The sequence below is a fragment of the Candidatus Obscuribacterales bacterium genome (assembly GCA_019744775.1).
Lineage (GTDB): Bacteria > Cyanobacteriota > Vampirovibrionia > Obscuribacterales > Obscuribacteraceae > SBAT01.
The window spans coordinates 64,431-89,039 of sequence record JAIETZ010000011.1; the positions used below are offsets into that span (position 1 = coordinate 64,431).

30 protein-coding genes are annotated in these 24,609 nt (G+C 45.9%); 17 read left to right on the top strand and 13 right to left on the bottom strand.

Features of this window, described 5'->3' with window-relative positions; genetic code table 11:
* Positions 1 to 40 precede the first annotated feature (40 nt).
* Positions 41 to 727, bottom strand: a complete 687-nt coding sequence (locus K2Y22_16050; protein MBX9879971.1) for a hypothetical protein — start codon at positions 725 to 727, stop codon at positions 41 to 43.
* A gap of 92 nt (positions 728 to 819) precedes the next feature.
* On the opposite strand from K2Y22_16050, the gene K2Y22_16055 reads away from it, so the two are divergent.
* The 5 genes from K2Y22_16055 (at position 820) to K2Y22_16075 (ending at position 3,904) form a co-directional block, all read left to right on the top strand.
* Positions 820 to 1,119, top strand: coding sequence for a VOC family protein (locus K2Y22_16055; GenBank protein MBX9879972.1), 300 nt, complete (start codon positions 820 to 822; stop codon positions 1,117 to 1,119).
* A 102-nt stretch (positions 1,120 to 1,221) separates the two neighbouring features.
* Positions 1,222 to 1,677, top strand: coding sequence for a hypothetical protein (locus tag K2Y22_16060; GenBank protein MBX9879973.1), 456 nt, complete (start codon positions 1,222 to 1,224; stop codon positions 1,675 to 1,677).
* 168 nt (positions 1,678 to 1,845) lie between these two features.
* On the top strand, positions 1,846 to 2,265 hold the full coding sequence (locus K2Y22_16065) for an SWIB/MDM2 domain-containing protein (GenBank protein MBX9879974.1): 420 nt from the start codon (positions 1,846 to 1,848) through the stop codon (positions 2,263 to 2,265).
* Positions 2,266 to 2,508: 243 nt separating this feature from the next.
* A complete protein-coding gene (locus K2Y22_16070) occupies positions 2,509 to 2,652 on the top strand; it encodes a hypothetical protein (protein ID MBX9879975.1) in 144 nt (47 codons plus the stop codon).
* Between the two features lie 58 nt (positions 2,653 to 2,710).
* Positions 2,711 to 3,904, top strand: a complete 1,194-nt coding sequence (locus tag K2Y22_16075) for a Na+/H+ antiporter (protein ID MBX9879976.1) — start codon at positions 2,711 to 2,713, stop codon at positions 3,902 to 3,904.
* Here the strand turns inward: K2Y22_16075 and K2Y22_16080 are convergent.
* The 6 genes from K2Y22_16080 to K2Y22_16105 form a co-directional block, all read right to left on the bottom strand.
* Complete coding sequence (locus K2Y22_16080) at positions 3,893 to 4,540, bottom strand: hypothetical protein (protein ID MBX9879977.1); 648 nt, start codon at positions 4,538 to 4,540, stop codon at positions 3,893 to 3,895. The genes K2Y22_16075 and K2Y22_16080 overlap by 12 nt on opposite strands.
* A gap of 191 nt (positions 4,541 to 4,731) precedes the next feature.
* Positions 4,732 to 5,724, bottom strand: coding sequence for a zinc-dependent alcohol dehydrogenase family protein (locus K2Y22_16085; protein ID MBX9879978.1), 993 nt, complete (start codon positions 5,722 to 5,724; stop codon positions 4,732 to 4,734).
* 100 nt (positions 5,725 to 5,824) lie between these two features.
* A complete protein-coding gene (locus K2Y22_16090) occupies positions 5,825 to 6,604 on the bottom strand; it encodes a glucose 1-dehydrogenase (GenBank protein ID MBX9879979.1) in 780 nt (259 codons plus the stop codon).
* A 46-nt stretch (positions 6,605 to 6,650) separates the two neighbouring features.
* Positions 6,651 to 7,058 (bottom strand): hypothetical protein, encoded by a 408-nt coding sequence (locus K2Y22_16095; protein MBX9879980.1) that lies wholly within the window; start codon positions 7,056 to 7,058, stop codon positions 6,651 to 6,653.
* A 96-nt stretch (positions 7,059 to 7,154) separates the two neighbouring features.
* Positions 7,155 to 7,754, bottom strand: coding sequence for a TetR/AcrR family transcriptional regulator (locus K2Y22_16100; GenBank protein MBX9879981.1), 600 nt, complete (start codon positions 7,752 to 7,754; stop codon positions 7,155 to 7,157).
* A gap of 313 nt (positions 7,755 to 8,067) precedes the next feature.
* Positions 8,068 to 8,211 carry a hypothetical protein gene (locus K2Y22_16105; GenBank protein ID MBX9879982.1) on the bottom strand — a complete coding sequence of 48 codons (144 nt, stop codon included), beginning with the start codon at positions 8,209 to 8,211 and terminating at the stop codon, positions 8,068 to 8,070.
* 322 nt (positions 8,212 to 8,533) lie between these two features.
* Between K2Y22_16105 and K2Y22_16110 the strand changes: the two genes are divergently transcribed.
* From K2Y22_16110 to K2Y22_16125, 4 genes are all read left to right on the top strand, one after another.
* Positions 8,534 to 8,845 (top strand): hypothetical protein, encoded by a 312-nt coding sequence (locus K2Y22_16110; GenBank protein ID MBX9879983.1) that lies wholly within the window; start codon positions 8,534 to 8,536, stop codon positions 8,843 to 8,845.
* Complete coding sequence (locus K2Y22_16115; protein MBX9879984.1) at positions 8,820 to 9,305, top strand: GNAT family N-acetyltransferase; 486 nt, start codon at positions 8,820 to 8,822, stop codon at positions 9,303 to 9,305. The genes K2Y22_16110 and K2Y22_16115 overlap by 26 nt, the downstream gene beginning before the upstream one ends.
* A 78-nt stretch (positions 9,306 to 9,383) precedes the next feature.
* Positions 9,384 to 10,670: an MFS transporter gene (locus K2Y22_16120; protein ID MBX9879985.1), complete on the top strand. Its 1,287-nt coding sequence runs from the start codon at positions 9,384 to 9,386 to the stop codon at positions 10,668 to 10,670.
* A 142-nt stretch (positions 10,671 to 10,812) separates the two neighbouring features.
* Positions 10,813 to 11,310 carry a Spy/CpxP family protein refolding chaperone gene (locus tag K2Y22_16125; protein ID MBX9879986.1) on the top strand — a complete coding sequence of 166 codons (498 nt, stop codon included), beginning with the start codon at positions 10,813 to 10,815 and terminating at the stop codon, positions 11,308 to 11,310.
* Between the two features lie 69 nt (positions 11,311 to 11,379).
* Here K2Y22_16125 and K2Y22_16130 read toward each other — a convergent pair whose 3' ends face one another.
* Both K2Y22_16130 and aroF read right to left on the bottom strand, forming a co-directional pair.
* On the bottom strand, positions 11,380 to 12,612 hold the full coding sequence (locus K2Y22_16130) for a prephenate dehydrogenase/arogenate dehydrogenase family protein (GenBank protein ID MBX9879987.1): 1,233 nt from the start codon (positions 12,610 to 12,612) through the stop codon (positions 11,380 to 11,382).
* 28 nt (positions 12,613 to 12,640) lie between these two features.
* Entirely contained in the window at positions 12,641 to 13,537 is an 897-nt protein-coding gene (gene aroF / locus K2Y22_16135; protein MBX9879988.1) for a 3-deoxy-7-phosphoheptulonate synthase, read from the bottom strand.
* A 667-nt stretch (positions 13,538 to 14,204) separates the two neighbouring features.
* On the opposite strand from aroF, the gene K2Y22_16140 reads away from it, so the two are divergent.
* From K2Y22_16140 to trpA, 7 genes are read left to right on the top strand one after another with little or no spacing between them, the layout of a single operon-like run.
* On the top strand, positions 14,205 to 15,641 hold the full coding sequence (locus K2Y22_16140; GenBank protein MBX9879989.1) for an anthranilate synthase component I family protein: 1,437 nt from the start codon (positions 14,205 to 14,207) through the stop codon (positions 15,639 to 15,641).
* Positions 15,641 to 16,231: an aminodeoxychorismate/anthranilate synthase component II gene (locus K2Y22_16145; GenBank protein MBX9879990.1), complete on the top strand. Its 591-nt coding sequence runs from the start codon at positions 15,641 to 15,643 to the stop codon at positions 16,229 to 16,231. Before K2Y22_16140 ends, K2Y22_16145 begins: the two co-directional genes overlap by 1 nt.
* Positions 16,225 to 17,211, top strand: a complete 987-nt coding sequence (gene trpD / locus K2Y22_16150) for an anthranilate phosphoribosyltransferase (GenBank protein MBX9879991.1) — start codon at positions 16,225 to 16,227, stop codon at positions 17,209 to 17,211. Before K2Y22_16145 ends, trpD begins: the two co-directional genes overlap by 7 nt.
* Positions 17,186 to 17,959 carry an indole-3-glycerol phosphate synthase TrpC gene (locus K2Y22_16155; GenBank protein MBX9879992.1) on the top strand — a complete coding sequence of 258 codons (774 nt, stop codon included), beginning with the start codon at positions 17,186 to 17,188 and terminating at the stop codon, positions 17,957 to 17,959. Before trpD ends, K2Y22_16155 begins: the two co-directional genes overlap by 26 nt.
* Positions 17,956 to 18,591, top strand: coding sequence for a phosphoribosylanthranilate isomerase (locus tag K2Y22_16160; protein ID MBX9879993.1), 636 nt, complete (start codon positions 17,956 to 17,958; stop codon positions 18,589 to 18,591). The genes K2Y22_16155 and K2Y22_16160 overlap by 4 nt, the downstream gene beginning before the upstream one ends.
* Complete coding sequence (gene trpB, locus K2Y22_16165; GenBank protein MBX9879994.1) at positions 18,579 to 19,754, top strand: tryptophan synthase subunit beta; 1,176 nt, start codon at positions 18,579 to 18,581, stop codon at positions 19,752 to 19,754. The genes K2Y22_16160 and trpB overlap by 13 nt, the downstream gene beginning before the upstream one ends.
* The gene (trpA, locus tag K2Y22_16170; protein MBX9879995.1) at positions 19,747 to 20,556 is read left to right on the top strand and encodes a tryptophan synthase subunit alpha; all 810 of its coding nucleotides are present in this window, start codon (positions 19,747 to 19,749) and stop codon (positions 20,554 to 20,556) included. The genes trpB and trpA overlap by 8 nt, the downstream gene beginning before the upstream one ends.
* On the opposite strand, the gene K2Y22_16175 is transcribed toward trpA, so the two are convergent.
* The 3 genes from K2Y22_16175 to K2Y22_16185 are packed head-to-tail and all read right to left on the bottom strand — an operon-like array spanning position 20,537 to position 23,288.
* Positions 20,537 to 20,992, bottom strand: a complete 456-nt coding sequence (locus K2Y22_16175; protein ID MBX9879996.1) for a hypothetical protein — start codon at positions 20,990 to 20,992, stop codon at positions 20,537 to 20,539. The two genes, trpA and K2Y22_16175, sit on opposite strands and share 20 nt — an antisense overlap.
* The gene (locus K2Y22_16180) at positions 20,989 to 22,746 is read right to left on the bottom strand and encodes a VWA domain-containing protein (GenBank protein MBX9879997.1); all 1,758 of its coding nucleotides are present in this window, start codon (positions 22,744 to 22,746) and stop codon (positions 20,989 to 20,991) included. Before K2Y22_16180 ends, K2Y22_16175 begins: the two co-directional genes overlap by 4 nt.
* Positions 22,747 to 22,751: 5 nt before the next feature.
* A complete protein-coding gene (locus K2Y22_16185; protein MBX9879998.1) occupies positions 22,752 to 23,288 on the bottom strand; it encodes a hypothetical protein in 537 nt (178 codons plus the stop codon).
* Between the two features lie 289 nt (positions 23,289 to 23,577).
* Here K2Y22_16185 and K2Y22_16190 point away from each other — a divergent pair, with 289 nt between their 5' ends.
* Positions 23,578 to 23,787: a hypothetical protein gene (locus K2Y22_16190; protein ID MBX9879999.1), complete on the top strand. Its 210-nt coding sequence runs from the start codon at positions 23,578 to 23,580 to the stop codon at positions 23,785 to 23,787.
* Positions 23,788 to 24,125: 338 nt separating this feature from the next.
* On the opposite strand, the gene K2Y22_16195 is transcribed toward K2Y22_16190, so the two are convergent.
* Positions 24,126 to 24,458: a hypothetical protein gene (locus K2Y22_16195; GenBank protein ID MBX9880000.1), complete on the bottom strand. Its 333-nt coding sequence runs from the start codon at positions 24,456 to 24,458 to the stop codon at positions 24,126 to 24,128.
* Between the last annotated feature and the right edge of the window lie 151 nt (positions 24,459 to 24,609).

Below are 24,609 nucleotides of genomic sequence, written 5' to 3' on the forward strand. Positions count from 1 at the left end.
GCATAGGGGTGCACCTAGCTATAGTTTAACGCTAAGCTGCCTAGTTTTGAGTTTCCTGCTTGAGTTTGTCTTCCCAGTACCAGGAATCTGCGCGATGGTACTTTTGGCACAGCTCAACCATCTTCTGTAAGTCCTTAATCAAATGCTTGTGTGGGCGCGGTGCATTAGCCGTGAGATTGCTATCAATATCAAGTTTTGCCCCAAGCGTTTTAAATGCTCCCTCAATATCACCACGCTCGAGTTGTCTTTCAAGAAGGATATCCGTAGCCTTATCGGCCATTTCCATGAGTTCGCGCTTTTGCTCTGCCGTCATATACCTGGCAAGATTCTTGGAAGCCTTGGCATAATTCCCCTGCTGCTCGACCAATAGCTGCTCAGATTGGGGGTCGTCACTCAAAGCCTTAAGAGCAATGTCCAGTCGCTCTTCCCATACTTGGAGTGTCCTCGGCAAAGAGTCGATTTGCGCTTTGTCGCGCTCATCCGGATTTTTCGTGCGACTGCCATCAACATAATTGTCGTCCAAGGAATTACCACGGCTAGGCGGCGAATTCGTTATTTCCACCGCCTCAAGGTACTTACCTGACGCTGCAGTGGTTTGTAGCTCTTGTTTTTCTAGAATTTTGCTTGCCTGCCCGGCACCTTCAATAATCCTATCAATTTTGACGCCCGTCTCTATTGACGGTCGAGCACGCTCTTCTGCATCCTTATAGCGATTGTTCTCAACCATGTTAACCTCACCTATGAAGATATTCCCAGACCGCATAGGACAGAGATTAAATTGGAGGTTTGATTAAAATGGGCTAAAATTTCCAGCTCCATCTGATCTATGTAATTGCAAATAAATGCAGGAGGACCAATGCACCGGCTGTCTCAATCATCGTCGCTTGCAATACGCAGGAAGAAATCGACTACTATTGGAAAAATCTCTCTACCGAAGGGCAAGAAGTCCAATGCGGTTGGCTCACAGATAAATTTGGTTTGTCTTGGCAGATAGTGCCAACTGCAGTCTATGAAATGATGAATGCGGGAGATCCAAAGAAGTGCGACCGCATGATGTCCGCCCTCATAAATATGGTCAAACTCGACCTAGCCGCTCTTAAAAAAGCCTACGAGGGTTAATAGGTTACAGACACCTACGATCTATAGGTAGTCAACTTCAACAAGTTAGTCGCATGTGCTACCTTGTCGTAAGTTGACTACAAAGCACTAGGAGAGGGCATCGTGAACGATTTAGATAACAAACAAGTGATAAATATTCTCAATAAGATTATGGAGCTTGAGCTCGCCGGAGTCGTTCGCTACACCCACTACTCTTTGATGGTCTATGGCTACAATCGTATTCCTATTGTCTCCTGGCTGAAGGGTAATGCCACAGAGAGCCTCGATCACGCTCACAAGGCGGGCGAATTGGTTACTTTGATGGGTGGACACCCATCCCTCAAGATTGGACCCCTTCTTGAGACGGAGAAGCACGATATAGGCGACATTTTAAGAGAAAGCCTTGATCACGAAACTGCTTCAATAAAGGCATACTATGAATTGTTGAAGGCTTCCGAGGGCAAATCAGTACTTCTCGAGGAGTACGCCCGAGAAATGATCATGGCCGAGGAGCTACACCTAGACGAAGTGAATAAGATGCTGCGCAAACCCGGCGAACTCAAGCCCTTCCACGAATAAAGCGCCTTTTCCCCTCTGAAAACGAGGATCCGATCAGGTATCTACGCGATATACCCAGAGGGAAAATCGAATTCTAGATGTTGAAAAATTTCTTTTGATCGTGTACAAAGTAGTCACCTAATGTGGTGTGTGTGATTCACGTGAATTACAAAGTTAAGGAGTCCAGAAATGGCAAAAGTAAAAAAGGCAACTAAAGCCAAAAAGGCACCGGCAAAGAAGGCAACGAAAAAAACCGTAGCCAAGAAGCCAGCTGCTAAAAAGGCAACAAAGAAAGCTGCTCCAAAAAAAGCAGCAAAAAAAGTGGTAAAGAAAGCAGCCCCAAAGGCGAAAACAAAGCGTAAACCGAACGCAGCATTCATGAAGCCAATGACACCGTCACCGGCTCTCGCTGCAGTAATCGGCGCTAACCCGAAACCACGTACTGAAGTAACCAAGAAAATTTGGGAATACATCAAGAAGAACAAACTTCAAGATTCTAAGAACAAGCGCATGATCAATGCCGATGACAAATTGAAAGATATTTTCAAAGGCAAGAAGCAAGTGTCCATGTTTGAAATGACCAAATTGGTTGCCGGTCACCTCAAGTAAGGCGATCTAAGCAATTAGACCAAAATAGCTGAGCGATTAACGCTCAGCTATTTTTTTTGCGCAAATTTACCTATACCGGGAACCCGGCACACTAATTTCCCACGGAAGCGCCGCGACGACTCCCGTGAATTTCGCAGGGGCGCCACGTCTATATCGGAGATATGCCCAAATGTTTTGTAGGCTTGCATTGCTGAAATTCTGGGGCATAAGACTCTGAGCAATCGGCTTATCCTACAAATTGCTATGGCTCTTGATTCAGAAGGTCAACAAGTCGGAGTACTTACATCCAATCCGGGACACTCAGTTTGCCGCAAGCGTGCCAGCAAATTATTCAGCAAAGAGCGCATGGCAATGGAGTATGAAGAACTCTATCGGATACTTATCTAGTCTGTCATAATGTAACCGAGAATGCTCGATAAGCCTTTTGCAGCCGAGATAGTCAGTAATGCATCCAACACTTCACATTGATCTGCTGGTAATTTTCCTCACCATTGCTATGTCCGTTGGCATTGCTGTTAAATGGGTAAAAGTCCCCTACGCAATTGCCCTCGTAATTGTGGGACTGCTGCTTGGTCTAGCTAATTTTCTGCCACCATTTGAAATGACACCGGACCTAATTCTTCTAGTCTGCCTGCCGGCATTGCTTTTCGAGGCATCCTGGAACATAGACCTGCAAGAGCTTAAGTCCAATGCCTGGCCGATAGGATTATTTGCCACTGTGGGTGTGCTTATTACCATGATCTTTTGCGGCTTCGGCATGCACTATTTGGCTGGCTTAAGCCTGCCTGCTGCTCTTCTATTTGGCACCATGATTGCCGCTACTGACCCGATTTCCGTAATTGCGCTCTTTCGTCAAATAGGTATGGACAAGCGTCTTACTTTGATTATCGAAGGAGAAAGTCTATTCAATGACGGTGTCGCTGTGGCGCTGTTTCAACTTACACTGGCCATAATTTTGGCAGGAGTTGTCCCTTCTGTTCCCAAAACAATATTTGACTTGTTGTACTCAATAGTGGGCGGCACGGCAATTGGCTGTGTCCTAGGATTTGGCTCATCCAAGCTAACACAATTTTTCGATGATCATCTCTTGGAGACAATGCTCACTGTCCTAGTTGCTTATGGCGCATATTTATTAGCCGAGCCGTTACATGTGTCACCTGTAATAGCTGTTGTCAGCGCCGGCATAGTGATACGTAATTATGGCAGTCATAGCTCAATGTCACCAACAACCAGACTAGCTGTTAACTCCTTCTGGGAGTTTGCAGCCTTTGTCGTCAACTCATTGGTATTTTTGCTCATAGGACTGCAAATCAAACTAAGCTTGCTTAGCCAATACTTGATACCGCTTGCTATTGCCATACCTGTCGTCGTATTGAGCCGAGCCGTAGCCATCTACACGCTTAGCCTTGTACCACCCAAGTCCAATTACATCTCTTGGCGCTGGCGTCACGTACTTGTTTGGGGGGGCGTTCGCGGTGCCCTTTGTATGGCACTTGCCTTAAGCCTGCCGCCTGACTATCCGGAACGAGACATTTTGGTTGTACTTACATTTGGTGTTGTGCTGTTCACATTGCTGGTGCCCGGTTTGACAATTGAGACAGTAGCAAAACTTCTCAAGGTTCACAAATCAGGTAACTGAGAGCAGTTCCTCATCAGCTACTGTATCTCCAAAATCCAGCCCGCCTTTTGCTCTTAAATCTATGTACCACTGCGGCACAAATAGCTTGTTGTCCGCTAGGGAATAAAATAATGGCGCAATTTTCATGCGGCGGAAAAGCCTTTTCAGTCGTATATATTCCCTTTCCAAAGATGCCAATTCATCAGAGATCGAATAGCGACCTGCATGGTACTCAAAAAATTCTTCCGCTCTATCAGGATGCCAACCTTCTTCAACAAGAGCGTTGATCATGGCACCTCTATTCGGCTGGACCTGTGTCATGCCGCAGTCATTGTGACCGATTAGAGCCAAGTGTCTTACCCCTTTGGCAATGGCATAAGCAACGGAGAATTCCGAGCCAATAAGGCGCCCGGAAGCACGACGTATCACGTAAGCATGCATACGTGGCACAGGTAAGGCATAGCGAAATTCAATACAAGTTGCAATTAAAAGCTGAGGCTTGCCGGTTGACTCAATCCCCATCCCGAAGTTATGAGAATTGATGAGTCCTTCGAACGGCGTACCCTTCCAATGACCTGGAATCTTGTCCGGCGAATCAAGCGCATACAAGCGATCCTTGTAGTGACTGTCGGTCATGATTGGAGGTGGTAATGCCATGGGAACACTCCTGTGTAACGAGCACCACTCTATTCAAGCAGATCAACAGGGGATATGGAGCGGGGATCTCTACTGGCAACCATAAAATTAGTGAAAACACATGAACTTAACTAGCTAAATTGCTCGCAGTTCTCCAAGAAATTCTCCGACGATCTTATCGCCCACTCCAAATAAATCACCGCGCAGCATAACTACGGGTTTACGACAACAATTTTGCCATTCTGATTGTTGCTTTCCATGTACTTATGCGCCTGGGCAATGTCTTTCAATTCGAATGTCCTGTCCAATACGGGCTTAAGTACGCCACCTGCCAACAAGTCATAAACCCATTTCTTACCACGAGCAAATAACTCATCGTCTGATGTGATTTCAAACAACGTGTATCCGCGTACTGTAAGTCCTTTTTTGAGAGCTTCAAAAAGGGGATAGCCTGTTTTCTGCAAACTCAGTGCACCATATTCAAAAATCCTGCCATGGTAGGCAGCACATTTTGCTAATTCTAAAAGCATGGGTCCGGCAATCGGATCAAAAATCATTTCTGCACCTTTGCCGTTGGTATACTCTTTCACTTTTTCGTCGAGCGATTCTTCTTCAGTCACGATTACGTGATCAGCACCGGCATCGAGAATCATTTGCTTTTTCGCGCTTGTACGAGTCGTTGCAATACTTTTTGCACCGATGAGTTTAGCCAATTGAATTGCCGCATAACCAACGCTTGAGCTGGCTGCGGTAATAATGATATTTTGTCCCGGCTGTAATTTGCCGAATTCAACAAGAGCACCATAGGCAGTTAGATATTGCATCCAAATGGAAGTAGCTTCTTCCATTGTGAGATTTTCCGGATGCTTAACAACAGCTCTTGCCGGTACAACTGCCCATTCTCCATAGACGCCATACTTGTCCATCTGAAAAGCAGGCACGGTGCTGACTACGTCGCCCGTCTTAAAAACACTGTTGCTACCTGCCGCTTCAACTATCCCGGAGGCTTCATAGCCAATTCGTGACGGAAAAGCGCGAGCATGATCTAAGTACTTACCTTCGCGAAACATAATTTCAGCGCGATTGAGACCAATCGCCTTAACGTTGATGAGGACTTCATCGGGTCCTGGTTGCTTCTTCTCAACATCCTCAAGCTTGAGAACCTCAGGACCACCGACTTCATAGAATTGCACAACCTTAGACATAACTTCGTTCTCCAATATCTCAATCTGGATTTGCCATTTTAAACTCTTACAAACCATTTAGTCCCGCAAATGGTTTTAACCACTTGCGGGACTTTCCTTTCTACGTCACGATACCGCCGTCGGCACGGATTGTTTGTCCGGTTATCCAGGCTCCGTCGTCAGATGCCAGGAATGCGACAACATTGGCAATATCTACTGGCTCGGCAAGTCTGCCTAAAGCTGTCTTGGAAATGAATTCCTGCTTCACATCTTCAGGTAATGCTTGTATGAGCATGTCCGTTGCAGTTGTGCCGGGAGCTACACCGTTGACGGTAATTTTTCTTTCGCCCAGCTCTTGAGCCCAGATGCGCGTCAATGTATTCAATGCAGCTTTACTTGCTGAGTAGACGCTTGCTGTTTTCATGACACCTTCAGCAGCAACTGACGAGATATTGATGATGCGTCCGCCATTTTTGATTTTCGGCAAAGCTGCCATTGTTGTAGCAATGACTCCTTTGACGTTAGTATCAAATACGCGGTCATAGTGATCGACATCAATTTGATCGATTGGGGCGGCATCCCAGACAGCTGCGTTATTGACGAGAATGTCAATTTTGCCTATTGATCTTTCAATGAGATCAATCAAGATTGCATTGTCTTTTTCTGACGCAACGTCTGCTTTGAAAGCAACGGCATTGCTGCCTAGCTTTGTTATTTGCTCCACAACTTCATCAGCTTTTCCCTTGTTGTTGTTATAGGTCAAGGTAACGGTAGCGCCATGTTCTGCTAGACGCAGTGCAATTGCTGCACCAATACCACGTGATCCCCCGGTGACAAGAGCCACCTTACCAGCCAATTTCTTGGTTGCGGTTGCTTCAATTTTTGTCTGTAGTGCGTTCATTTTCATACCCTCACTTGTGTGTATTTTGTGTTTCCGTGTTTTATTCCTAGGCGCAGGCAAAGCATCCTTGCGGATTGCCTTTAAGCCGAGACAGAGTCAACGATGCCCTGTGCGCAACGTATGGATTTTCGTCTTCGCTCAATATCCTAAGAAGATCTGTCGGAATTTGAGCGTTGTCTGCCAAGCCAAAACGAACATCTGCATCTTCGTCTAAAGCAAGCTTTGCCAAAAACATTTTTGGCAATGATTTGTTGGCAGACAGACTGAGTCTTACTTCCTTGTCTTCATCATTTACAAGCACAGCAAGAATGCCAACGGGCGTAGACAAATTTTCTGCTACACGCGCTCTCACCGATGCGTCGCTTGAAAAAGCCAGTTCTTTTAAAAGTCCGGTTGCCACATCCGGATTGCCGGCTGTTAAATAGTCTTTGGCAATTGATCTTGATACAAACATCCTGATTCACCCCTTTTTTAGAAAAACAGTCCAGTCCAATCCGAGCACGGCTCGAAAAAAACGTCCTATTTATTTTGCGCTAGATCGGCTTGCCGTCTAGGCTTTCAACACATCTTCAAACATTAGGTCCATAAAGACATCGAGCGGTTGAGGATCCTTGACTGTTTTGGCTCTCATTACCGCACCACCCCAACCACAGGCGAATAGTTCTGCAATTTCTTGCGCTCTCCTATTGTCTTTAATCTCCCCGGACTTTTGTCCTTCTTCAATACACTCCGCAAATAAGTTGCGCCATTTGTCCATCACTTTGGATAATTCCTTGCGCAAGACTTCGCTTTGATCAGCCATTTCTTGGCTTAGATTTCCAATTAGACAACCTTTGCGACACTCCTGAGCAACAAGCATTGCTTTGCCTGTTTCACAGTATGTCCGTAGTCTCTCCAGCGGTTTTTGCTTTGGATTACGTAGAATCGTCTGCAAATTGGCTGAATAGTCTTGATCAAAAAAGTGAATGATTTCAACCGCGTAATTTTCTTTGCTGTCAAAATAATGATAGAAAGAACCTTTTGGTACGCCTAAAGTATTGAGCACTTCCTGAATGCCGGTGTTGGTATAACCCTTTTCCAACATCAGATCCATGCCAACTTGCAGCAACGCTGTTTTTGTTTCTTGCTTTGTCGCAGTTTTAGGACTCATAATTCACCTTATATAGAAGCTGGTCATCCCGGTTCATGCTTATAGAATAGACCGGTCGGTCTATTTCCGTCAAGCCCACCCATTTTTACCCTTCCGACGCCCCAAAAGCCTTGTCCTGTTAGGGTTCTCGGGAATCGGCTCGACATCCGCCCTACGGTAAACATCCATTAATTTACGATGTAATATGCGTATTACATGAAATACAAAGGCTTTGTTAGCTAACAACCAAATGCTTTTGCAGCACCCTTTGTATGTCAGCCAAAAGCGTAGGCTTCTGTAAATAGTCATCCATGCCGGCGACAATGCATCTGGTTTAATCGCCATGTCTTGTTAAGACAATAATCGGCACGTGCTCGCCTCTATTCATTTTCTCAAGCTCGCGTATCAACATGGTGGCATGGAGTCCGTCCATTCCTGGCAGTGCAATATGCATAAAAATTACGTTCGGCACCCTCATTTAAGCGCATCACATATCCTTCGGGAGTGAGCATGAAAATTGCAACGAAAAATTGTTTCTCTTTACGGTATCTTTTCAATGATGGAAAGGAACCTCATTGGCTCCCATGACAACGGGCTTTCAAATACTAAATTTAGGTATAGCCCATTAATATTGGCGACTTGCAGAAGTAGCAAAAGTACCAATGTCGCCCACAGGCTGGGCTTGACGAGAATTCAGCTTTTTATATTTTTCAATATAGCAGGATTCTACGTGGCACCATTTCGTGATGGCAGCGTATTTCTTGGTTCGTTAGGTAACAAGAGCCAGCAAAGGCGCAGTCATGAAATCCCATTACGACCATGAAGTATCTAACGATTTGTCGAATCGACTACATAATCTATTGCAAAATCACTTCCCCTGGGTCACTATGGTCGAGAGCATCTCCGCCAAAAGAAGTTACGACGCATTCACCGATGACGGTTATGGCGTAGTCAAATGCTTTAAGGAATTACCTGAACTGATAGTGGCAACAGGGTGGAGTTCAGGAGGCATTAAAAGCGCACCGACAGTCGCCAAAGAAGTTACGCGCGTGGTATCCGGAAAAGCACTTTTTTATGGAGGTCAACATGCAACTACAAATACGCCGAGCTGAATTGAGCGATGTGGAAGCACTCATGCCCGTATTCAACTCGTACCGCAGCTTTTATAAAATGCAACCTGCTTTAGATAAAGCAAGAGTATTCATCACTGAAAATTTATCGAACAACCGTTCAATAATTTTTGCAGCGGTAGCTAAACAACCAAGCGGAAAAGAAACAATCGTTGGATTTACTCAGCTTTATCCTCGACTGTCATCTCTTGCCATGACGCATTACATGTATCTTTCCGACTTATACGTCGACGAGAACTGCCGCCGCCACGGAATAGCCAAGCAACTAATGAAGACAGCCGAGGAATACTGCATTGCCAATGGAGCTATTTTTGTTGAATTGCAAACAGCACACACAAACAAAAATGCACAAGCACTCTACGAATCACTTGGATATAAAACTGATGACGAGTATCTAACTTACTCTCTGAAACTTCCCAATTCAATTCCTGCAATTGTGTAGATCTCATGCACACAAAGGCGTAAGTTACGGAATCTCTGTAGGGTCGCATTGCATGCGCCCGCACCAAAGGACAAGACTATGAATTACATACAAGTCTTAAAGGAACCAAAAATGGCCGCCCTCTGGGTGAGCCAGGTTCTTTCCGCCTTTGGTGATCATCTCTATATGATTGCAGCAATATGGATGGCTGTTCAATCTTTTGGCTCTAAGGCAGCTTTTGTGGCAGCAGCCATCTCAATTGGGCGCATATCCTTTGGAGTTTTGGGCGGTGTTCTAGCCGATAGATTCAATCGCGGCGCAATTATGGTGGCATCTGACGTTATTCGTTTTCTTGCAGTCGCCACCCTTCCAATCGCCGCAGCTTATGGACCAATCAACTTCTGGCATCTTATGTTTGTCGGATTAGCGATTGGCATCTTCAGCGCTTTATTTGATCCAGCATTGCAGGCAAGCTTGCCTTTGGTATCACCATCACCAAAAAGCTTACCGGCTCTCAACGGTCTAATAGATATCACCCAACGTATAGCTAGAACAGTAAGCCCAACCCTTGCCGGATTTCTTGTGGCTCTCTTTCCATTGCATCACTTCTACACCATCGACGCTGTCAGCTTTTTGGTTTCCGCCGCAGGCATCTTTGCCTTAAGTGCTCACATCAAATGGAATGAGCCCAAAACAACGTCCGTCCATCCTACACACATAATTTCTGATCTTTTGGAAGGCTTCAACGCTGTCAAAGATCACAAGTTAATAGCAGCTGGTCTTCTAACCACATTTGTAATGTCCGGACTCTGGGGCTGCGCATTTACCGTGGGCATCCCTATTCTTATCAAAACAACGTTAGCCGGCGACATTGGCGACTTTGGCTTCATAGTCGGCGCTTATGGTCTAGGCAATGTTCTGGCAAATATCATTATGTCCAACGTTCAGATTCACAGAAAAGCACTGGTCATGTTTGCCGCAGACTTTGTGCTTGGTATTGGCTTTATAGTAATTGCCTTCAGCCACTGGTTGCCTTTATCACTGTTAGCCTCGGCCTTTGCCGCTCTTGGTGGTCCGATGGGTGAACTTATAACTCTAAATTTGATTACCTCTGAAATACACAATTCACATTTAGGTAAGGCTTTGGCATTTCGCTTACTTGCAACAAATGCTGGTTATTCGTTGGGCCTATTAATTGCCGCGCCTCTGTATGCCCACTTTGATCCAACAGGAATTATCACGGTTTGCTCACTCTTGATGTGCCTAACGGGCATCATTGGATTATCAATATTCGGCTTTGGAAAACACGTCCCTCAAATATCCGAAGAAGAACATACTCCAACAGCAATAGAATCTCCGATCGCGAAAACGCCAGTCAAGGTCTAAATAGTCCACAGTCTCCGCAAAAACCAACAAGTCAAGGCACCAACCATTTGGTCAGGAACCCGTAGGTCCGTTTGACGTCTACTTCTTTCGTGAGTCCACACACACGCCCCAAAATCACAAAACACTAGTAAAGGAAAATAAAATGCAATTACTCCCATCTCTGGCGTTGAGTGCCCTATTGCTCATGTCAACACCAGTGTTCGCTCAGGATGCCCCATCTGTTGTCGAACCTGAAATAGCACAAGCACAGGTCTCAATTGACCCGACTTTGAAAGTCACCCCTGAGCAACGTGAAAAACTGATGGCGCTTCGCAATCAATACACTCTTGATACGGCAACTAAAAAGGCCGAATTGCAAGTGGCAAAGTCACAATTACGCTCTGTCTTCAAGAAGCCAACCGTAGATAAGTCTGCAGCGATTAGCTTGCAGGGCAAAATCAACGGCTTGAAGGGCGATCTGTCAACCGCAAGACTAAATCTTAAGTTGGCAGCAGCTGATGTCTTCACAGCTGAGCAACGCGCAGCTTTTTCAAAGATGCGCCATGGCTACGGTCATAAGCGTGGATGCGGCCCCTCACGAGGCGGTTTCCGCGGCCACGGCGGTCCTATGGGCCACCAATTCCGTGGTGCAAAAGCTTAACAAGCTCGCGCAATGACCTATTGCAATACACCGGCAGTCCATACCCCTGCCGGTGTTTGCTTTACTTAACTAAGCCTGAGGAATTTCTGCTGCATTTTCAAAATGCTCGGCAAGCTTTAGTTGATCACCCGATTCAATAGCGCCTTCTATCTCTAAAAGTTTCGCACGCAAATCACTCAGTGATTGAATGATTTCACTACCATTTTGCTGAACAATTTCACTCCACATCGCACTCGGTGAATTCATCAGCCTTCGCAATTCACGAAAGGTTTTGCCGGAAATACCAGATATCGCCGCAAGCTCTTCTTCACTAAGCGATTCCTTCATAGACGATCCCAACGCTACAGCTATTAACTGAACGAGGTGACTGATTCTGGCAGCAACCGCATCATGTGATTTTGCATCCATGACTTCAACCCGAAAATTCAGATCGCCAAGCCATCGTAAAACTCGACCGATTGAAACTTCCGACGACTTAGCAGTTGGCGTCAAGCAAAACACCGAGCCATCTACCTTTACTTCGGAGGATGCTTCAAAGCCTTGCTTTTCGCTTCCCATAAAAGGATGTCCGCCAATAAACTCAGCTTCGTTTAGGTCTAACTGCTCAGCCAACTTACATATGGATGATTTTGTCGAGGTGACATCCATCACCACTTGTCCCCGTTTCAAAAATGGGGCTATTTGCTTGAGCAGTTTTAAATTGGTCTTTGGACTAGAAGCTAGAACTACCAAAGATGCCTCATGCAATAGGTTAGTGAAATTACTGTCGCCCTTTTCTATAAATCCGGCTTCGAAAACAGACAGCAACTTAACGGCTTCGTCACAACCAAAGATGCGTGTATCAGGAAGCATCGTGTTTATTTGTCGTATAAGGCTTCCACCAATAAGTCCTACGCCAATCACTAACACTTCTGGAAACGCCAAGGACTTATTCTTTTCATTTTTGATCTGAGCCTGGATTTTTCTTGACTGTTCCATAATTACAGTGAAGATTGTCTCCAGTGCTTGTTTGCTTGCCGGATCATCTGCGGCGTCGATCGCCCGCTGCAAAACTTCTTTTTCTCTCAGATTGTCCAATACAGGCAGTTTGGCTTCAGCTTTCAAGTTACCTATTTTCTGAGCAGCAGAAAATCTTTCTACAAGCAATTTAGCGATGTCGCTATCGATACGATCTATTTTGTGACGCAGCTCACAAATTTGCGGAACAGCAATTGTATCTGCCCCCGTTTCAACTTCGGCTTGCGCAATGGATAAATTGCTTTGCCATCGCGCTGTGTTTGCCGTGTTATTTACTGAACTCATTTTCCTATCCCCTAAATTATTAGATTAACTAAGCGCGGCAACGATCTTCGCTCTGATGTCCAACAGCCAGACCCGACACTACAGAGAAGTTCGGCTTGGTGTTAATGAGTCTTCTACCGATAGCTTCAGCTATTGGCTTAATGCTCTTAACCAGATTAGCCATGTCCTCTAAAGACAATGCCTGGCGAGCATCTGAGACCGACTTTTCCGGCTCCGGATGGCACTCGATGATTAGTCCATCGGCGCCACAGGCAACTGCAGCGCGGGCAAGGTCGGCAACCAGCTCCCGCTTGCCGGCGGCATGGCTTGGGTCAACCACGACAGGCAGGTGGGTCAGATGCTTGAGGGCGACAACTGCGCCCAAATCCAGGACATTGCGGGTTTCGGGGTCAAAGCTGCGAATTCCTCTTTCACAAAGAATCACGCGATGATTACCCTGGCTCATGATGTATTCGGCAGCCATAAGCAGCTCTTCTAATGTGGCAGCCAGACCGCGTTTCAGTAATACCGGCAAATCGGTCTGTCCTACAGCTTTCAGAAGCTCGAAGTTTTGCATGTTGCGGCTGCCAATTTGCAAAATGTCCACATGTCCCAAGACTTGCTGGACGTGCTCAACGGACATAACTTCTGTAATTACAGGCAGGCTGTGCTTTTGGCGAACTTCATCCAAAACAGCTACTCCTTCCTGACCGAGTCCTTGGAAGGAGTAAGGGGACGTGCGGGGCTTGAAGATACAGCCACGGATGACCTGAATGGCAGCTGGAGCCAGTTCTGTGGCTACCTGGTCCATTTGTTCGCGGCTCTCAACGGCACATGGTCCGCCAAGAATCACTATCTCATTGCCGCCTATTTCCAGGCGCTCGGAGATGCGTACTGTCGATTTATGTCCTTCTTCTTGCTTGCTTGCTAGTTTTGCTTGTAACACTGTTCTGTCCTCTTAATGTGAATGTGAAAAACAAAAAGCCTGGGTCGCTCTATGGCGGACCCAGGCTTGAAATGGCTTAAATGCTCATGTTCAACCTACCTGGGTCGTCCCCTGGTCCAGTAGCTATACCAAGTTGTGGTTGGAGATGCGTTGAAAGTCATTTGCTTAATTAGCCCTTTAAAAACAAAAACCGCAGATACAAGACCTGCGGTTTACCTGGATGAATAAAAGCGACCTACGTCACCCCAGGCAAACCTTCTTGTACCAGTAATAATTAAAAGTGGTCATTGTTCTCTCTTTTTTGGCGACTTTCCCGCCGGCCCGATGATCCTACATGGCATATGCCCTTTAGTCAAGCAGAAATAACGCTCCAGCAATTAACGAACCTTGCAAACGTTAGGACCTGTGTTAACATTGCCGTATCAACAGCGTTTTGAGCGCTTTCCCCAATATCTAGTTATATAGATATAGACTTTAGGAAGCGGCATTAGTTCCAATTCAGAAAACGACAAAAGCAAATATGACACGTAATGTAACAAACAAAAATTGGTGGCTCTGGTCATAAAACCTGAGCAGCCTTTGTCGTCCATACATATAAGTATTTAGAACCGCAGGCTTGCTCTTATATCCTGCGGTTCTTTCTTTTATCATGATTAAAGGCAAACAAATGACTCAAGCAGCAAACCAATTAAAAACAGCAACCATCATCTCGATATTGGCAGATGTTGAAACGCCTGTCTCCGCTTTTCACAAATTAAGTGCCGATGTTGATACGGCTTTTCTATTTGAAAGCAGTGAATCCGATACGCGGCTAGCTCGCTTTTCGATAATGGGCGTTGATCCAATTAAGACAATATGTCTGAAAAACGGTAACGCCACAATTAAGAACAACGCCTCTGTTGAAGAAAAGAAATTCACTGATCCATTGAAACTGCTGAAAGATCAACTAGTGGAATTTCAATCCTCTATCGCACCGAGCAAACCACTTTCGGATTTGCCTTTCGCCGGCGGACTGGTCGGTTATCTAGGTTATGCAATTACAAAATACTTTGAAGGCATTCCACAGCAGTCAGAAGATCCTTTCAACGTGCCGGAAGGATTTTATGGGCTATATGACTCTGTAGTAATCTTTGATCACCTCTTGCGCATGATTCATATTATTTCCTATCGCGGAAGTGATCACGCTGAATCTCTTCAGAAGAAACTCTTATCGGCAAGGCATTTGACACCACTGAAGACAACCGGCAGCTTAACCGAAGAAGAATTATTCAAGAATGTTAGTGGACCATTTACAAAAGATACTTTCATGTCCGCTGTTAAAGACGCCAAAGAATTCATCGTCCAGGGTGAGGTATTCCAGATTGTTGTCTCACACCGATTCAGTCAACCGGTTAGAAGCGATGCCCTGACCATCTATAGAATTCTGCAAGCAATAAATCCTTCTCCCTATGGCTACTTCTTAAAGTGTCCCGGTTTTGAATATGTGGGTTCTTCACCGGAGACTTTTGTTAGAGCGAAAAACGGCGATGCTCTTCTGCGTGCCCTTGCCGGTACTCGTCCCCGTGGCGCAACCGAACAAGAAGATATCGAACTTGCCGATGAGTTGCAGAGAGACGAAAAAGAATTGGCCGAGCATAGAATGCTAGTCGACCTAGGACGAAATGACTTAGGACGCATTTGTCAGGTCGGTACCGTAAAAGTCGGTGAGATTGCCCAGATAACTCGATACTCCCATGTGATGCATCTGGCGACCGATGTCTCAGGAAAGTTGAAGCCGGAGAAAGATGGATTTGATTTAGTCCGCTCATGTTTTCCTCGCGGCACGGTATCTGGCGCTCCCAAAATTCGCGCGATGCAACTACTTTCGACACTGGAACCGGAACAACGAGGAATCTACTCTGGCACCGTTGGCTACTTCGATTGCTTCGGTAATACCGATGGCGCAATAGCTATTAGATCGGCAGTAATCAAAGACGGCTATGCACATGTGAATGCCGGAGCCGGCATTGTTTATGATTCAGACCCTCTTGCTGAATTCAACGAAACACGCAATAAAGCCAAAAGCGTTTTGACGGCAATCAAATTAGCTGAGAGGTTGCAGTAATGTCTATTCTATTAATCGACAACTACGATTCATTTACGTACAACCTTTATCAAATGGTTCAGGAACTAACAGATGAACACGTCGAAGTGGTACGCAACGATGCCATTACTTTCGATGAGATCGTAAAGAAAAAGCCTTCTAGAATAATTCTTTCACCCGGACCGGGACATCCGGCGCATGATGCTGATTTCGGTGTCTGCAAGGATGTAATTCGCCAACATGCCAAATTAAACATACCAATTCTTGGAGTCTGTCTTGGACATCAAGGCATGGTGCAGCACCTTGGCGGCAAAGTCGGTCAAGCCAAGAAAATTGTCCACGGCAAAACAAGCACGATTGAAATTACAAAAGAATCGAAATTGTTCAAGGGTCTCGGAGGCAATTTCGAAGCTATGCGCTACCACTCTTTGGTTGCCGAAGATAACGAATTTCCCAAAATGTTGGAGATTACCGCCCGCACTTCAGACGATGGCGAAATAATGGCACTGCAACACAAAGAATACCCACTTTACGGTGTGCAATTCCACCCGGAATCTATTGGTACACCTGCCGGTCAGACCATATTAAGGAATTTCGTGGAAATATGCTGACACCTGAATACATAGGCAAAATAATCAATCTTGAGTTACCCGAAGAGGAACTCAAGGAAAATCTCATTGCCTTAACTCCTGAAAAACTTGATGTAGACACTGTTCATAATTTCATTGAAACAATACGCGCCACCTGTATTGAAGGTATTCAACAGATTGACGGCAATAGTTTTATCGACTGCTCAGGCACAGGTGGCAGTGGCATTTCGCGTTACAACACATCCACGGCTGTTGCTTTTGTGCTTTCCACTGCCGGTCTGACAGTCACAAAATTCGGCAATCACGCCGTTAGCAGCTCAAGTGGCAGCTTCGACATATTGGAAGCACTGGGCTTTTCATCCAACATACCGATAGCAGAAATCGGTAATCTGATTGAAGAAACGAACTTGATCTTTCTCTTCGCTCCACAAGCTTACCCTTCTCTTGCCAAGCTTGCGCCCTTACGCAAGAAGCTTGGTATCAAGACGATATTCAATTACATCGGACCACTCCTAAATCCCTTCAAACCTAACTACAGACTAATGGGCATCTCCGACTCAACGATGCAACATATCGTGTCTGAATATCTGTCTAAACATGTTCAACCTAAAAAAGCTCTCGTCGTAAGGGCCGAGAATAATCTAGATGAGTTATGCCACTATTCTCCAATCACTTTAATGGAAGTTGTAGGTGGCGCAAAGACCGAAACCACTTATGACGCTTCAACACTAAGTAATAAAAAAGAAGCTGACAGCAGCGAAGCATTAAAACCGGAAGAAGGGGCCAAAGCCCTTGTAAAACTATTTGAAGGCTCAGACAAATCTTCTGACTATTACGAGCTTGTTTGCTTAAATGCAGGTGCGGGTCTATATGCCGCTGAACGTGCCGGCTCCATAGAAGAAGGACGCCTACAAGCACAAGAATTATTGTCCAATGGTTTGGTTATGAAAAAGCTCGATCAACTAAGGAGGGCATATGCCAGAATCAACTGTACTTGCTGAAATAATTGCCCACAAACGCGAAGAAATTGAAGTGCGCAAGACCGCCACAAGTCTTGCCGAACTGGAAAACTCTATTGAACCTGGAACCGGTGATTTTCTAAAAAGTCTCACTGGCGGTGGCTTGCGTCTAATTGCTGAAATCAAGCCTGCCTCTCCATCTGCTGGAGTTCTCAAAAAGGAACCGGATATAAAGCCAATTCTTGATGCCTACAACAAATACGCAGCAGCTATTTCGGTACTCACGGATATGCGTTACTTCGGCGGCAGCTTGACTTTATTGAAAGATGTTGTTCATTACACGCGCTTGCCGGTGCTCTGCAAGGACTTCATTATTGACGTCTTTCAAATATACGAAGCACGACTGAAGGGTGCCGAGGCAATTCTTCTTATCGTGAAAGCGCTAGAAGACAATAGACTTGCCGCCTTGCACAGCGTAGCTCTTGAACTGGGGATGACTCCTGTCGTTGAAATTCAAAACGAGGAAGAATTAAAACGTGCACTTGATATAACACCTCAAGTACTGCTGATTAATAATCGAAATCTGGACAATCTAAAAATTGATCTCTCAACAACAGAAAGGTTAGCACCGCTAATACCTGATTATGCAATAGCGGTATCTGCCTCCGGAATTGAAAGCAGGCAGGATATCGACCGTCTTTCTCCTTACTGTTCGCGCTTTCTTATTGGCAGCGCCTTGATGAAAGCTAAGGATCTAGAAGCCAAGCTCAAGGAGCTGAGTGGACGATGAGTAAGGTAAAGATTTGCGGTATCACCAATATTGAAGATGCACGTTGCGCAGTTGAAGCAGGCGCCGATTTTATTGGTTTGATATTTGTCAAAGAAAGTCCGCGCGCAATTTCGTTTGACGCCGCCAAAGAAATAGTTCACGAGTTGGATGATCGAGTTTCAATAGTTGGTGTGTTCAAGGACAATTCTCCTACAGAAGTGGATCTCACCGTCTCTGCTCTAGGTCTGTCACTAGTGCAGTATCACGGCAGCGAAAGCCCTGAGTGCTGCGCATTTACTGACGAAGAAGTGATCAAAGCCTTTGAATTGACAGATAGCTTAACAGCAGAATCCATCGGTAAATATATTGGTTTTACTGATTACATTTTGTTGGACAGAGCAAAAAACAATGCGGATGACATTCAGCGGCTTTTAGCTACGGCAACCAGAGTGACCAAAAACCACAAAGAGTTGCCGCCATTATTTTTCGCCGGTGGACTGACACCGGATAACGTCAAAGAGGTCCTCATCACCCTGCGGCCCTTCGCGGTGGATGTTGCCTCTGGTGTTGAAAGTTCACCAGGCAAAAAAGATCACGACAAAGTAAAACGTTTTTGTCAAACAGTCAGGGAGAATAGCTTATGCAGTCACTAGGTAAGTTTGGCAAATTCGGCGGTGTTTATGCACCAGAACCGTTAATGCCTGCTCTCGAAGAGCTGGAAGAAGCATTCCTGCGCTTATCCAACGATAAGAAATTCAATGATGAGCTCAAGGATTTGTTGGTAAATTATGCCGGACGTCCAACACCGCTTTATCTAGCAACCAACTTATCTAAACAGTGGGGCGCCAATATTTATCTAAAACGCGAAGACTTAGTTCATGGCGGTGCTCACAAAACCAACAACGCACTAGGACAAGCCTTGCTTGCCAAATACATGGGCAAGACGCGCATCATAGCCGAAACTGGCGCCGGACAACACGGCGTAGCTGCCGCCATGTCCGGCGCACTTATGGGAATTCCTACGGAAATCTACATGGGCGAAGTGGACATTGAGCGACAGATGCCAAATGTTTTGCGAATGAAATTAATGGGTGCAAAAGTTCATTCAGTAAAAACCGGTGGGCGCACACTAAAAGATGCAATAAACGAAGCGTTGCGAGATTGGATTTCCAATTTGCGAGATACACATTACATGCTGGGCACAGCAGCCGGACCGCATCCATTTCCCACACTTGTAAAATTCTTCCAGAGAATAATCGGTGATGAAGCGCGCGCGCAAATTCTAGAACGCAGCAAGACACTGCCTGATTATGTGCTTGCCTGTGTTGGCGGCGGCTCAAATGCCATTGGCATATTCGCTGCCTTTCTGGACGACAAAGAAGTAAAACTCATTGGCGTAGAACCAGCCGGCAAAGGACTGAATACGCACGAACATGGTGCCGTTTTAGCAAAAGGAGAAGTCGGCTGCTTACACGGCATGATGAGCATGTTGTTGCAAGACAAAGATGGGCAAGTGCAAGAGACTTACAGTATGGCTGCCGGTCTTGACTATCCTTCTGTTGGCCCCGAGCATGCCTATTTGCAAGAAATCGGCCGAGCGCAATATGAATCGGCAACTGATGCGCAAGCACTTAGTGCTTTCAACGAGTTATCCAAACTGGAAGGAATAATTCCAGCCCTGGAAAGTTCTCACGCTCTGGCCTATGCCAAAGAGTTAGCAGCCGGCGCAGGTAAAGGCAAAAACATCCTCGTCAACCTTTCAGGACGCGGCGATAAAGATTTAGAACAGGTGCTTAAGGAGATGCCTAATGCCTGAGACATTAACACATCGGTACGACGAGTCCTTTGCTCACTTGCAAACGAACAACAAAAAGGCATTTATCCCTTTTACGATGCTTGGCTGGCCAAATAGAGACACCTGCCTCGAGACCATCAAAACCATGATTCAATCAGGCGCCAGTGCCCTTGAGCTGGGCATAGCCTTTTCCGATCCAATTGCCGACGGCCCGACCATTCAACAAGCAGCCGTTGAAACAATTGCCTCGAATTTCAGCGTAAACGACGCGTTGAATTTAATTGCAGAAGTGAGAACTTTTGAAAAGATGATTCCAATTGGATTGCTTGTGTATTACAACATGGTTCTTAAATATGGCACGGAAGCCTTTTACGCTAAAGCAAAAGAAGTAGGGGTAGACGGCATTCTAATCGTCGACCTGCCACCGGAAGAATCGGAGCAACCAGCCAATCTTGCTCGGCAAAACGGATTGGCACAGATATTTATAGTCTCGCCTTTAACGACGCCAAAACGGCTGGAGTTGATTTTAGGACAAGCCAGCGGCTTCCTATATGTCGTATCTCGCTTGGGTATTACGGGAACTCATGAAGACTTTGATCAGCGCTTACAGGACCTTATAAGCACCGTTAAGAAGTCAACGAAACTCCCTCTACTTGTTGGCTTCGGCATCTCCTCACCAGAGCACGCAAAGCGTATGATTGCACTCGGTGCCGATGGAGTTATTACCGGCTCCAAAGTAATCGACCTTGTTAAATCAGGTGGTCAAGATACTTTGTCCAAGTACCTTGTTTCAATGGTTCAAGCTAGCTCAAGCGAAGCTTGAATTTGACAATGGGGAAGCAATAGATGCAAGTAGCGTTCATAAAGCCGTTAGACGTTGGCGCCAAACCCAACAACATAATAGGCGCTGGAATTCTCACACGCGTTGTCGTCTTAACCTTGACGTATGGTGACACATCAGCTGGTGCTGTGCCGCCGAAATCCTCATAGACAAAGTCACCGGCAGACAACTCCGGTTGTTCAATCATAAATCCATCGGCGCGGTGCGCTTTCAAAGACGCTTTAGCAAGCTTGAGTGCACTCTCGTAATCACTGCCTTGTGCAGCAGAGCGAGCAGCATCACGGCACGCACGATCGTTGAAGTTGATGCCCCAGAGAAGCAAACTCATGTTGGCTGTTATCAAAGCAATCAAGACAATGAAAAATGAAGCCATAGGCAATTCAAACATCAGATGACCTTTCTGCTTACGCCTTCTCATTCTTCCACCCCTGTATCAATCAATTGAACCAACTGGCGAGCAATGTTTTCAAAAGTTGCACGCAACTTACTTGAATCCGTGACCAAATAGAATCTTGCACCATTACCCGAGATAGCAGCAATACCACCGGAACCTGGATCGTCATTAGTATCATTGAGAATTGCCGTCTCGTAAGGAATGATTTCCTGATTCTGCGCCAATCCTAATGTAAAAACAGGAATACCGGCGTCATGTGCTTTTACAGCAGCTTGCCGCGCATTGGTAAACGGATCATTGCTTAGCGGTCCACCTTGTGTGGGCATGCCATCCGTAAACAACACAATTACCTGCTTGGACGTTGGTCTATTTTGTGCTTTCAAATGCTGAACAGCTGTGTTGACTGCATCACCAATATTGGTTGATCCATAAGCTTCTACACTGCCGACTGCCGACATAACATTAGTGAAATTATTTTGATTGCGACTTAATTCCACTGTCGGTATGACTACTTCACATGTGCCGCCGGCATTGTATTTAGGGGAAACATTGAAGCCAGGCAGTTTTGTTGGTCCAGCCTCGTTAGAGAAGGAAACCACACCAAAGTGAGCATCCGTATTAATGTTCATGATGTTAAGGAAATACTGTGCTGCATATCTGCCATCCTCAATCGGTTGCTGCTGAGGCCTAGCACATTCCAGATACTTTGCCTGATAGCCTGGTCTGGGAGTCAAATAAGGCAGCGACTGTTTTGCCTTACTAGATTGGAAAACAGCTTCGTTTTCTAAATTGCCGCGTGCTGCTTCCACAAGTGTTGCCACATCGGGGAAGTCATAACCGTCTTTGCTGAAACCTTGGAATTTCACATTGCCGTCCAAATTTACTACCACATCTGTAAATGTGAACGCACCACCAACACCACTTGCAGAAGGACCGGGATAGTTTCCTGGAGGCGATCCAGTATTTGTTGCGCCGCGCAAACCTTTGGCATCGGTACTCTCACTGAAATTAAGCGGGTGGCTAGTTGTGTAATCAGCACATTCCAAATTTTGTGGTGACAAACCATTCAAAGCTGTTCCCGATGGCTGGGCTCCCACAATAGCAGCTATTGGTCCTTCAGCTGTAGGTCCAACTGGCGAACCATTTGTAGAAGTAATTGTATAAGCGATTTTGTTTGCACCAGGATCGAATTGACGTTTAACAAAGGTAACTTTGGTTTGATCATCCATCGATGCCGAGACATCGAAACACAAAATCAAATCAAGCTGCGGAATTCCGCCTGACGAGTTGGCATGCACAACAACTTTGTCTACGCCAAGAAATTTTGCAAAGACAGGCACAACTCCATAAGAACCGTAAACTCTGACGACTTTGCCTCTGGGATCACCGGCACTTACAGGCTGGTAATTGTTGTGCGGATCTAGGATTTCTATATTCACTACCGCTTCGTCCGGTCCTGGATTAGCGTTCTTGGCACCCTGAGTCGCATTACTCAAAAGCTTACCCATCACGTAATTTTGTTGGAACGAATTCATCGCCAAGTTGATGGCATGCGTATGCGCGTCACTTGCATTGGCTATGTCCGAGCCCGCCAGAGTACAAACGCTGGATAGAGCGGCTGCATCGCAGGCGCCCATCAGTTGCTCGCGGGCAATTTCTACTCGTCCTGCATCAAATGCGAACATCCCAAGAACACCCACCACAAATAATGCAAGGAATGCTCCCAGCACTACCAATGATTGGCCGCGACAATTTCGTAGCTGTCTTTTTTTGTTCATGGCTATTAGTAGTTAAGACCTTGGGTGTGCTCGCAATATTCCTGAGCTGACGCTTTGCCTTCCATCGGCACCGTCAAACCAGGTATCGAACCCATCAAGTCCTTATTAAGCGTAAAGAGAGGATGTATTTTGGCTGTCAAAACTGTTTCTACATTGTAGACATAGGTGCTGGTGTCAGCCGGTCTCGGGAGCTTGTCGCTATAACGAATGGTTTCTTGGGTGTCCAAATTAGTGGCCAAAATATAGGTATCCACGCTTTCAACATCAATTCCGGAAAAGCCATTTGCAGTAGCTTTAGCTACCTGGTCGGCAACGACCTTAGCCGAAGGCTTGTTCAGGCTGGTCTCGAATGTCTTGGCTTTAGACGCTACATGCACCGCGTTGCGGGCAGCAGCTGACAAAAACACATGACGCATGCCCAAAGTAGCCAAATCAGCACAAGGCAACATCACCAATCCAAATAACATGGCAATCGAAAGCGAGCCATCAATAAGGAATTCTCCTTTTTGACCTCGCCTTCTAGAAAAGTCTTTATTCCGCATAACAAAATCCCCACAGCCAAAGTCCGTGCAACTCCACTTAAGGAGCCTCTGGTACTTTGTTTGTCTAGTAAATGCTCCGAACGCCCGAAGCAGGCAAAGCTTAACCGATTTTAAGGCAGATGTCAAGCCGTTCGGATGGTCATTTTTAGCCATTTTATCTACTTTTCCGGCATCTTTGAGGCGCCAAATCCGGCTAAAATATGTGCCCAAATAATAAGCATAAGTTTTCAATTCTCAGGAGTGGTATCAGTTTCCTGTAAACTTGGAAAACCTATTTAGGAGAATTATCATGGCCAAAAGAGACACAGACGCACCGCCAGCCTTAGTCCTTGAGTTCAAGACAGCCAGTGGCGAAGTCTGGGGTACATTAACTGCCGAAGCCCGCGAATTCAAAACCGGCTCTGTCGGCTTCTATGCCAACGGCAAAATCAAGAACCCGAAAAATGGCTTCCCATACCAAATCGGCACCAACATCATCCTAATCGGCAGCAAAGAATAACAAGAAGCAAGGAGACGACTCAGCGAGTCGTCGGACAAGAGCGCTGATGAAGCGGTCGCTGCGAAGCGCACTCATGTTGCCGAACGGCAAGCGAAGGCGAAGTGAAACGCAGCCGGAGCCTAATTGAAGCGAGGCAAGAGCTGCGATGAGCAGGTCGCTGCCGAGCGCAGATGGAAATGCCGGATGGCTGGCGAAGGTGAAGTCGTAGCGTTTGCAAAACGCGAAGACGGAACCGGAGCATAAATAAGACACCCGTGGGTACGCGTAATGCCGATACTTAGCTAGTAAAAATCGGTAACGTTACCACGGATGTGTAATTTCAACTTAGCACAAGCAAGCTAGGCCGTGGCTGAAAGCTTTGTTGACTGTAAAGGATGTAACAACCATCTCACCAGGCTCGTTGATTCAATTGAATTGAGAGCCACGGATGCTCGCTGACGTAGCTCTTCATCCGGGCAAACTCTAATAATGTGCCTGAAATTGATGGATGCCTCCTCGTACATTTTGGCCGCATGGCAGGACTGGGCCAGGTAAAAACGAGCCTGCCAGTTGTTTTGATTTGCCTTGACCGCCTGGGAAAACATCATAACCGCGTGAGCATAGCTCCCGGCCTCAAAACTTGCTTGTCCTAAGTTGTAAAAATTGTTGCTCCAAACTTCCCCGGAATTCATTGTTAACCACCCCAAGATTAAATGCCTCCATATTTAATAATGAGTCAGAAAGCCAATTACGGCTTCCCCTGTAGGCGTGAAAAGTCGTAGCTATTCATAGTGATTTTCGGTCTTATAACGCGTAGAGTTGTAAGATCGAGATAGGAGTTGC

What these genes read in the sequence shown, in the direction of transcription:
- K2Y22_16160 (MBX9879993.1), top strand. Translation starts at nt 17,956, where the DNA reads ATGAGTAAGGTAAAGATTTGCGGTATCACCAATATTGAAGATGCACGT.
- K2Y22_16195 (MBX9880000.1), bottom strand. Translation starts at nt 24,458, where the DNA reads ATGAATTCCGGGGAAGTTTGGAGCAACAATTTTTACAACTTAGGACAA.
- trpB (MBX9879994.1), top strand. Translation starts at nt 18,579, where the DNA reads ATGCAGTCACTAGGTAAGTTTGGCAAATTCGGCGGTGTTTATGCACCA.
- K2Y22_16105 (MBX9879982.1), bottom strand. Translation starts at nt 8,211, where the DNA reads ATGAGGGTGCCGAACGTAATTTTTATGCATATTGCACTGCCAGGAATG.
- K2Y22_16115 (MBX9879984.1), top strand. Translation starts at nt 8,820, where the DNA reads ATGCAACTACAAATACGCCGAGCTGAATTGAGCGATGTGGAAGCACTC.
- trpD (MBX9879991.1), top strand. Translation starts at nt 16,225, where the DNA reads ATGCTGACACCTGAATACATAGGCAAAATAATCAATCTTGAGTTACCC.
- K2Y22_16090 (MBX9879979.1), bottom strand. Translation starts at nt 6,604, where the DNA reads ATGAACGCACTACAGACAAAAATTGAAGCAACCGCAACCAAGAAATTG.
- K2Y22_16180 (MBX9879997.1), bottom strand. Translation starts at nt 22,746, where the DNA reads ATGAACAAAAAAAGACAGCTACGAAATTGTCGCGGCCAATCATTGGTA.
- K2Y22_16190 (MBX9879999.1), top strand. Translation starts at nt 23,578, where the DNA reads ATGGCCAAAAGAGACACAGACGCACCGCCAGCCTTAGTCCTTGAGTTC.
- K2Y22_16130 (MBX9879987.1), bottom strand. Translation starts at nt 12,612, where the DNA reads ATGAGTTCAGTAAATAACACGGCAAACACAGCGCGATGGCAAAGCAAT.
- K2Y22_16155 (MBX9879992.1), top strand. Translation starts at nt 17,186, where the DNA reads ATGCCAGAATCAACTGTACTTGCTGAAATAATTGCCCACAAACGCGAA.
- K2Y22_16100 (MBX9879981.1), bottom strand. Translation starts at nt 7,754, where the DNA reads ATGAGTCCTAAAACTGCGACAAAGCAAGAAACAAAAACAGCGTTGCTG.
- K2Y22_16095 (MBX9879980.1), bottom strand. Translation starts at nt 7,058, where the DNA reads ATGTTTGTATCAAGATCAATTGCCAAAGACTATTTAACAGCCGGCAAT.
- K2Y22_16065 (MBX9879974.1), top strand. Translation starts at nt 1,846, where the DNA reads ATGGCAAAAGTAAAAAAGGCAACTAAAGCCAAAAAGGCACCGGCAAAG.
- K2Y22_16185 (MBX9879998.1), bottom strand. Translation starts at nt 23,288, where the DNA reads ATGCGGAATAAAGACTTTTCTAGAAGGCGAGGTCAAAAAGGAGAATTC.
- K2Y22_16140 (MBX9879989.1), top strand. Translation starts at nt 14,205, where the DNA reads ATGACTCAAGCAGCAAACCAATTAAAAACAGCAACCATCATCTCGATA.
- K2Y22_16070 (MBX9879975.1), top strand. Translation starts at nt 2,509, where the DNA reads ATGGCTCTTGATTCAGAAGGTCAACAAGTCGGAGTACTTACATCCAAT.
- K2Y22_16075 (MBX9879976.1), top strand. Translation starts at nt 2,711, where the DNA reads ATGCATCCAACACTTCACATTGATCTGCTGGTAATTTTCCTCACCATT.
- K2Y22_16050 (MBX9879971.1), bottom strand. Translation starts at nt 727, where the DNA reads ATGGTTGAGAACAATCGCTATAAGGATGCAGAAGAGCGTGCTCGACCG.
- K2Y22_16085 (MBX9879978.1), bottom strand. Translation starts at nt 5,724, where the DNA reads ATGTCTAAGGTTGTGCAATTCTATGAAGTCGGTGGTCCTGAGGTTCTC.
- K2Y22_16125 (MBX9879986.1), top strand. Translation starts at nt 10,813, where the DNA reads ATGCAATTACTCCCATCTCTGGCGTTGAGTGCCCTATTGCTCATGTCA.
- trpA (MBX9879995.1), top strand. Translation starts at nt 19,747, where the DNA reads ATGCCTGAGACATTAACACATCGGTACGACGAGTCCTTTGCTCACTTG.
- K2Y22_16175 (MBX9879996.1), bottom strand. Translation starts at nt 20,992, where the DNA reads ATGAGAAGGCGTAAGCAGAAAGGTCATCTGATGTTTGAATTGCCTATG.
- K2Y22_16120 (MBX9879985.1), top strand. Translation starts at nt 9,384, where the DNA reads ATGAATTACATACAAGTCTTAAAGGAACCAAAAATGGCCGCCCTCTGG.
- K2Y22_16110 (MBX9879983.1), top strand. Translation starts at nt 8,534, where the DNA reads ATGAAATCCCATTACGACCATGAAGTATCTAACGATTTGTCGAATCGA.
- K2Y22_16145 (MBX9879990.1), top strand. Translation starts at nt 15,641, where the DNA reads ATGTCTATTCTATTAATCGACAACTACGATTCATTTACGTACAACCTT.
- K2Y22_16080 (MBX9879977.1), bottom strand. Translation starts at nt 4,540, where the DNA reads ATGGCATTACCACCTCCAATCATGACCGACAGTCACTACAAGGATCGC.